General features: G+C 71.0%; 7 protein-coding genes. 2 read left to right on the top strand and 5 right to left on the bottom strand.

Annotation, left to right across the window (positions count from 1 at the left end; all coding sequences use genetic code 11):
* A partial coding sequence (locus E1294_RS37880; RefSeq protein ID WP_165977688.1) for a universal stress protein occupies window positions 1-301 on the bottom strand: 301 nt, incomplete at its 3' end.
* Window positions 302-393: 92 nt separating this feature from the next.
* Window positions 394-987, bottom strand: a complete 594-nt coding sequence (locus E1294_RS37875) for a TetR/AcrR family transcriptional regulator (RefSeq protein WP_132515793.1) — start codon at window positions 985-987, stop codon at window positions 394-396.
* Window positions 988-1,048: 61 nt separating this feature from the next.
* On the opposite strand from E1294_RS37875, the gene E1294_RS37870 reads away from it, so the two are divergent.
* The gene (locus tag E1294_RS37870) at window positions 1,049-1,456 is read left to right on the top strand and encodes a nuclear transport factor 2 family protein (protein WP_132515792.1); all 408 of its coding nucleotides are present in this window, start codon (window positions 1,049-1,051) and stop codon (window positions 1,454-1,456) included.
* A 285-nt stretch (window positions 1,457-1,741) separates the two neighbouring features.
* Entirely contained in the window at window positions 1,742-3,301 is a 1,560-nt protein-coding gene (locus E1294_RS37865) for a PucR family transcriptional regulator (RefSeq protein ID WP_132515791.1), read from the top strand.
* A 2-nt stretch (window positions 3,302-3,303) separates the two neighbouring features.
* On the opposite strand, the gene E1294_RS37860 is transcribed toward E1294_RS37865, so the two are convergent.
* From E1294_RS37860 to E1294_RS37850, 3 genes are read right to left on the bottom strand one after another with little or no spacing between them, the layout of a single operon-like run.
* The gene (locus E1294_RS37860) at window positions 3,304-4,215 is read right to left on the bottom strand and encodes a polysaccharide deacetylase family protein (RefSeq protein ID WP_132515790.1); all 912 of its coding nucleotides are present in this window, start codon (window positions 4,213-4,215) and stop codon (window positions 3,304-3,306) included.
* Complete coding sequence (locus tag E1294_RS37855; RefSeq protein WP_132515789.1) at window positions 4,212-5,336, bottom strand: oxidoreductase; 1,125 nt, start codon at window positions 5,334-5,336, stop codon at window positions 4,212-4,214. Before E1294_RS37855 ends, E1294_RS37860 begins: the two co-directional genes overlap by 4 nt.
* A 1-nt stretch (window position 5,337) precedes the next feature.
* Window positions 5,338-5,952 carry a DUF1989 domain-containing protein gene (locus E1294_RS37850; RefSeq protein ID WP_132515788.1) on the bottom strand — a complete coding sequence of 205 codons (615 nt, stop codon included), beginning with the start codon at window positions 5,950-5,952 and terminating at the stop codon, window positions 5,338-5,340.
* Window positions 5,953-6,000: the final 48 nt, after the last annotated feature.

The raw sequence follows: 6,000 nt of genomic DNA, 5'->3' as shown, positions 1-6,000 counted from the left end.
CCCGGCTGCCCAGCACCACGCTGTCCGCGGACGCCGACTCACCGATCAAGGCGTCGATCACGTTGCCGGGCAGCAGTTCCGTGGTCACCTCGACGTCGCGCGTCAGGTCTCGCGCCCGATCGGCCGCCGCGGCCAGCGTCCCGGCACAGTGCTTCGTCCCCTCACCCCCATAACGCCCTTGCTCGCACACGTGCACGACCCGCAGACCCAGCCCTCTGCGCTGGGCGTCGGCGGCGGCCCACTCCACGGCCGCCCTCGCCGGTACGGACCCGTCCACGCCGACCACGACGTGTCTGGACATCACGCACCTCCTCCGCTCTCCTCCAGTCTCGCGCGGCGTCGGCACCCAGTGCAGGGAGTCAACCCCGAACCGGCAGCACCGGTGATCAGGCGTTACGTGTGAAGCGGGTCCGCCGCCACGGTCCCATGGCCCTGGGTGAGGACGGCGCGGCAGGCGGACACGATCAGCTCGTCCACGGACGACGGCGGCGATCGCCGGCCCACCAGGTGGCGCCGGACCGCGCCATAGGGGACGTCGACCACAGCGAAGAGCAGCCGGTCGCGGTTGATGCCGGAATGCGCGGCGAAATCGTCCAGCGCCGCCGCCACCCGGGTGTCGCACTGGTCCAGATCATGACCGAGCTCGGCGGGCCATCGCGCGGCCAGGTCCTCGCGACGGTGCAGGAGGAGCAGCGCCGCCTCGGCGGGATGCTCACGGCACCAGCGCGGGACGTGCAGCGCGGCGGCCTCGGCGGCGCCGGTCGCCAGAGCAGAGAGGAACCCGTCCTGGAATCGTCGGACTGTGCGCAGCCACAAGGTGGCGATCAACAGATCCCGTGAACCGAAACGGTGGTAGAGAGAGCCGGTCGGACCACCGAGTCGAGCGGCGATGGCCGCCATCGTGGCGGCGCCCGGTCCGCTCTCGGCCGCGATGGCCAAGGCCGCATCCAGGACCTGATCCCGGCTGAACTTGGCCGGTCTTCCCATGAAACGCGCCCCCTGGTATTAGTTGGTTGATTCTAGAATACATCAACTAAAAGGGGATGGCATGTCCACAACATCCGCTGTCGTCAAGCGCTTCTATGCCGCCGCCCAGGTCGCCGACGGTGCCGCGATCTTGACACTGCTCCATCCGGACTTCCGGGCCCAGACCGCACCGGGCATGCCGTGTGGCGCCGGGGGCGCTTTCCACGGGCCGAAGGAGACTCTTGCGCACGTCTGGGGCGCGGTCTTCGCCGACTACGACACCGCGCCCTACGACGAGACCTGGCACGAGACCACCGAGGGGATCATCGTCGTCACCGGGCACTACCGGGGTATCGCCCGCGCCACCGGCCGCGCCCATGATGCCGAGTTCGTCCATCTGTGGCAGGTCACCGACGGCCAGATCTCCTGGCTGCACCAGTACACCGACACCGCCCGCTGGCACCAGGCACTCGCTCCGGAGGCGGCGTGACGGCGGCGCCGGCCCTGGCCCGAAGATGCGCATCGGCTCACGGCACCGAACCGGCCGCCCCATCGGCTGACATGTGACATTCGTCAGGGTCAGCGGGAAAGGTGGCTGGCTAGGGTGGACCGCATGAAGGGCCGCGTGTGGACCTCCATTTATCTCGTCGTCCTGGTGTGGCCGGTTCCCGTGTTGCCCGCACAACCGGGAGCGAGCCTCCATGGCGAGGTGACCCCCTCCCAGGAGATGGAGGGATCTCCATGAATGCCTTGTTCCCCTGGATATAGTCACATCGTGTTCACCCTTCGTTCCTTGGTGGATCGTTCGTCCCTCCACCTCACCGTGCTGGTCACGGGCCCCCCGGGCGCGATGGACGAGCCGGTCTCCTGGGTGCACAACACCGAGCTGCCCGACCCGTCGCCCTACGTGCGCGAGCGGGAGCTCGTCCTGACGAACGGTTTGTGGCTCGGCCAGGTGTCTTCCGCGCAGTTCGTCAGGAGCGTCAAGGGCGCCAAGGGCAGCGGCATCGTCTTCGGGCTGCGTGCCGAGCTGCCCGCCACGCCCCCGGACCTGGTCGAGGCCTGCCGGGAAGAGGAACTGCCGCTGCTGGAGATCTCCATCGAGGTGCCGTTCACGGCGGTCTCCCAGGCTGTCGCCGACATGCTGGCCGACGAGCGGAAGCAGGCGCTGGTCGGCATGGTACGCCGGGGCGACGCGCTGGCCACGGCCATCTCCCGGGGAGCCGGCGCCTGCGGGGTGCTCGACGTTCTGCGGCGTGACTACGATCTGCCCCTCGCGGTGGTCGACAGGATGGCCCGTTCGCTCGGTGCGGTCGGCGCCGACCTCGACGCGGATCAGCTGCACGCCGTCGCCACGGGGCTGGCCAGGCATCCACCGGCACTGGAGGTGGATCTGGGGGACGCGGAGAGTGCGGCGCTCTTCCCTGTGGGCGCCGTCGGCGACATCGACGCCGCCCTCATCTGCCTGCGCCCCCTGCGCCGCCTCACGTCGGCCGAGCGGGAAGGGCTTGAGCAGGCGGCCAGGTTCCTGAGCCTGGAGGTCGCCAAGCAGCAGGCCGTCCAGGCGATCGAGATGCGCTTCGCCAGCGAGCTCCTGGAGATGATCCTGTCAGGAGGCAGCCGGGCTGCCGAGGTGCCCGGCAGGCTGCGCGCCTTCGGCGTGGACCCGGGCGGCCCGCTGGCCGTGTGCGCCATGGCGTTCGCGCAGCACGAGACCGCGACGATGCACGGGCTCGCCGAGGCGATCGGCGAGTTCTTCGCTGCCGAAGGGGTGCCGGTGGTGGTCGCCGGGGGCACGCAGGACGTCGTCGCCGTACTGCCGTGGCGCCATCCAGAACACGGGCTGCCGCCGTTCGCGCAGCGTCTGGTGCGTGGCGTCGAACAGCGCTTCCCCGGCCTGCGCCCGGTCTCGGGCCTGGGCGGCATCGCCTCGCACGCGGCCGAGCTGCGGCCCGCGCTCCTGCAGTCCAGGGAGGCCTGCCGCGTGCTCCTGCGCAGCCGCACCGGACCCCGCGTGCGGGCCTTCTCGGAGCTGGGCACGCACCGGCTGCTCCTCGGGCTGCTCGACGCGGAGACGTCTCGCCGGTTCTCCGCCGGGCTCCTCGGGCCGCTGAAGGATCACGACGCGCGGCGGGGCGGCGACCTGGAGCTGACGCTGCGGACGTTCCTCGATCACGACGGGCAGTGGGCGACGACGGCCACGGCACTGCATGTCCACGTCAATACCCTGCGCAACCGCCTGGCCAGGATCACCGAGCTCACCGGCAGGGACGTGGGACGCACCGAGGACCGGGTCGACCTGTTCCTGGCACTGGCCATCGACACGATGGACTGAGCTCAGTCCGGGTAGACGTCCGGGGAGACCTCGGGCGGCCGGGGGCGGCGAACGGCCAGCCCGGCGTCCGTGGCGGCCGACTCGGCGACGTCGCGGCAGCGGGCGAACGACACGTCGGCGCAGTTCCGCGCGTACTCCAGGAACCGTCGCAGCGCCAGGGCCCGCCCCGGCCGCCCCGACAGGAACGGATGCACGCACAGGTTGAACAGGCCGCCATAGTGGCGCATCCCGTCCAGCTCGGCCTGCCACAGTTCCAGCACCTTCGCCGGGGACTCGATGACCGAGCCGACGTGCGGAGCGGGCAGGAACGCGTACTGCTCCCAGTCGTCGAGCGACCAGTGGACGGGCAACTCGACGATCTCGCCCGCCGGCGTCTCCACCTTGTACGGCATGTCGTCCCCCATGAGGGAGGAGTCGTAGCGAAGCCCGTGCTCCGCGACCAGGTCCCCGGTCTGCCAGGACGCCTCCCACAGGGCGGCTCGATGCCCTCGGATCTCGATGCCCTGGCGGTCGAAGACGGCCAGCGCCCGCGCGAAGTCGGCGCGCTCCTCCTCGGCCGTCATCGACGTGGGAGGGCGATGGCTGTAGGAGTGGTGCGCCACCTCATGGCCCCGCCCGGCGATCGACGGCGCCAGCCACGGGCGGTGCTCGGCCACCCACCCGGGCACGAAGAACGTGGCCGGCACGGACTGTTCGTCGAGGAGATCCAGGATGCGCGGCAGGCCGACCTCGGGCCCGTACGCCTGATGGGACATCGTGCTCGCGTGGCCGGCGTAGCGGCGGCCCTGCGCCAGCACGGACGTCTCGGCGTCCACGTCGAAGGTCAGCGTGACGACCGCGGCGGATCCGTCACGCCAGCCGCCTCTCGCGCTGCCGCGAGGCCCGTCGTGAGCCCCGCCCGAGGACGCGCTCAAGCCGTCACCCCGGCCGCCCGCCACAGCCGGGCGTTGCTCAGCGTCGCCATCGGCTGGAGCATGCGGTGGTCGAAGTCCGCCATGGGCAGGCCCAGGGCCAGGCGCCGCGGGAAGTCCGGGTTGGCGAGCGCGCCCCGGCCCAGGGCCAGCACGTCGGCGTGGCCGTCCGCCAGCACCGTGGCCGCCTGGTCGGCGTCGTGCATGCCGCCGTTCGCCAGCACCGGCAGCCCGGTCACCTTCCTGGCCAGGCCCGTGATCGTCATTCCCCCGTCCAGGGTCGCGGTCTCCACCCAGTCGCGTCCTTCGCTGGCGATGTGCAGGTAGCTCGCGCCCGCCTCGGCGAGCGCCACGAAGATGATCTCCGCGTCCCTGGCTCCGCCCGCCCACCGGTGGCTGTGATCGTTGACCTTGCCCTGGGACAACCGGATTCCCACACAGAAGCGCGGGCCGACTTCCGCCCGGATGGCGGAGACGATCTCTGCTGCCAGTCGTACCCGGCGGGAGACCGTGCCACCGTATCGGTCGTCACGGGTGTTGGTGTAGCCGGTCAGGAACTGGTCGATCAGGTATCCGTTGGCGCCGTGCACCTCGACTCCGTCGAAGCCGGCCCGCTCCGCGCGGACGGCCGAGGCCACGAAGCCCCGCACCGCCAGATCGATGTCGTCCTGGCGCATCGCGCGGGGCGTGGACCAGGGCCCGCGACCGCCGTATTCGGGCATCTTCTCGCCACGTGGCGGCACCGCCGACGGCGCCACCGTGTCGTCACGGTAGCGGTTGCCCTGCGACAGCGCGCCCGCGTGCATCAGCTGGAGCACGAAGGCCGCGCCGGCGGCGCGCACCTTGCCCGCGATCTCCCGCCAGCCGGCCTCGTGGCCGTCGCTGACCATGCCGGGCTGGTTGAGGTATCCCTGACTGTGCCGGCTGTCGGTGTAGGTCCCCTCGGTCACGATGAGGGCGAACCCGCCGCGGGCGAAAGCCGCGTAGTAGTCGGCCATCTCCTCCGCCGGCGTGCCATCGGAGGCGGCCGACACCCTGGTCATGGGCGAGACCGCCAGCCGGTTGGCGAGGCTCAGCTCGCCGATGGCCTCGGGACGCAGGGCAGGGTGCTGGACATCGTTCATTTCACTCGCTCCTTGGCTGGTGTTCGTGGCCGCTGAGGAGATCGATCGCCAACGGCGTCGGCCCGTGGCCGTTGATCTCCACCAGGTCCTGAGGGCAGGCCGAGACGACGAAGACGCAATCCACGGCCGCCTCGAACGTGATCGCGTCACCCGGGCGGCTGACCGCGCTCAACCAGCTCAGCCGGCCATCGCCCGACACCGGGATCCTCATGAACAGGTTGACCGGCTGCGGAGTGCGCGGACACTCCAGGCCCAGCGAGTCCAGGCTCCGGCGCAGGTTGTCCGCGCACGAGGCATGGAATCCGGGCACGCCCAGGGCCCGGTAGCGCGCCGGGTCGCAGGCCGCGATGAGCATGTCGTGCCAGCCCGGCGAGGTGTCGCCCACCAGGGTGAGCATCGGCCTGCGCCGATCGGTCACGAACTGCTCGCCCACCGCCGGGAACAGGCGGCTGGTGGCGGCCCGCGTGTGAGACGCGCTGAGCTGCTCGGTCATGTCATCGGCGGCGAACGCGAACAGGTCACCCACCTGACCTCCTTCGAGGTCGGTGACGCGTACGCGCTGACCGGCACGGACCTTTACCGCCCGCCCGTCAGCGGCGGGCACGATGACTCGCATGCCCACAGACAACCAGCCGGCACCCCGGCCGCATCATGGACGTTTCCA

The sequence above is a fragment of the Nonomuraea diastatica genome (genome assembly GCF_004349015.1).
Taxonomy (GTDB): Bacteria; Actinomycetota; Actinomycetes; order Streptosporangiales; family Streptosporangiaceae; genus Nonomuraea; species Nonomuraea diastatica.
This window is presented reverse-complemented; position numbering and strand designations above follow the sequence as displayed.